Source organism: Variovorax sp. 20P10.2.4 (assembly GCF_058244205.1).
The window spans coordinates 1-1,442 of the sequence record NZ_JBZAYE010001090.1 but is presented as its reverse complement, the minus strand read 5'-3'; the positions used below and the strand labels follow the sequence as shown (position 1 = coordinate 1,442).

General features: G+C 60.8%; 1 protein-coding gene. It reads left to right on the top strand.

The annotated features are described in order from the left end of the window. Positions 1–51: 51 nt before the first annotated feature. Positions 52–1,409 (top strand): IS3 family transposase gene (locus AC27VN_RS41335; RefSeq protein WP_490880493.1). Its coding sequence is split into 2 segments (ribosomal slippage): positions 52–520 and positions 520–1,409, totalling 1,359 coding nucleotides; the frame shifts between segments, so codons are not numbered across the junction. Positions 1,410–1,442: the final 33 nt, after the last annotated feature.

Below are 1,442 nucleotides of genomic sequence, written 5' to 3'. Positions count from 1 at the left end.
TGAACTGCACCCCAAAAGTTGGACATCAATCCAACTCTTGGGGTGTTTTTCATGGCGAAGTACGACGAGAAGTTCAAGCTGTCAGTAGTGCAGGACTACGAGACCGGCGAAGAAAGCTACGGGGCGGTGGCGCGTCGCCACGATCTGGATCACGCGACGGTCAGGAAGTGGGTCGAGAGCTACCGGCAGCATGGACCGCAAGGACTGTGCAAGAAGCGCAGCCGCTACAGCGCGCAGTTCAAGCTGGCGGTGTTGCAGCGAATGCGCCACGAAGAGTTGTCAGCTCGCCAGGCGGTTGTGCTCTTCGACATCCGCGGCGGAACGGGGGTCATCAGCGCATGGCTGCGGCGCTACCATCAAGGCGGCCTTGATGCATTGAAGCCCAAACCCCGAGAGATGACGACCCCCGAGTCCAAGCCACCCCGGCTCCAGCCGCCGCAGGCCGACGATACGCGCGACCTGGAAGCGCTGCGCAAGGAGAATGAATACCTGCGCGCGGAGGTGGCGTACCTAAAAAAATTGGAGGCCTTGGTTCGGGCCAGACGGCAAGCTGCGCAGACAAAGCGCAAGCCGTCATCGAGCTGAGGCCGCATTACCCGTTGCCGATGCTGCTGAAGACGGCAAAGCTGTCGCGCAGCACGTTCTACTACCAGGCGAAGCTGCTGGAGGCGGGCGACAAGTACGCCAGCCTGAAGTCAAACATCCAGGCCATCTACGAGCGTCACAAGGGCCGCTACGGCTATCGACGCATCACCGCCGCGCTCTGCCAGGCAGGCCAGGCGGTCAATCACAAGACGGTGCAACGTCTGATGCAGGGCCTGGGCCTGAAATCGCTGGTTCGCCCCAAGAAGTACCGCGCCTATCGAGGTGCGGTCGCTTGCGCGCCAAATCTTCTTGATCGCCAGTTCCGGGCCGAGCGGGCGAACGAGAAATGGGTCACTGACGTGACCGAGTTCAACGTCGAGGGCAACAAGCTCTACCTGTCGCCCGTCATGGACCTGTACAACGGGGAGATCGTCGCCTACGAGATGCAAAGGCGCCCCGTCTTCCCGTTGGTCGGCAACATGCTCAAGAAGGCGTTGTCCAAGCTGGAAGGCCAGGCAGCGGCGCCGCTGTTGCACTCCGACCAAGGCTGGCACTATCAGATGCCCGCCTATCGGCGCGAACTCACCGCCTACGGCCTGACCCAAAGCATGTCACGCAGGGGAAACTGCCTGGACAACGCTGCGATGGAGAGCTTCTTCGCCACGCTGAAAACCGAGTTCTTCCACCTCAATCGGTTCTCCAGCGTCGAGGAACTCCAGCGTGGCTTGCACCGCTACATTCATTACTACAACCACCACCGCATCACGCTCAAGCTCAAAGGCCTGAGCCCGGTGCAGTACCGAACTCAGGCCTTGAGCCGCTAGCTTCCAACTGTCCAACTTGTGGGGGTCAGTTCA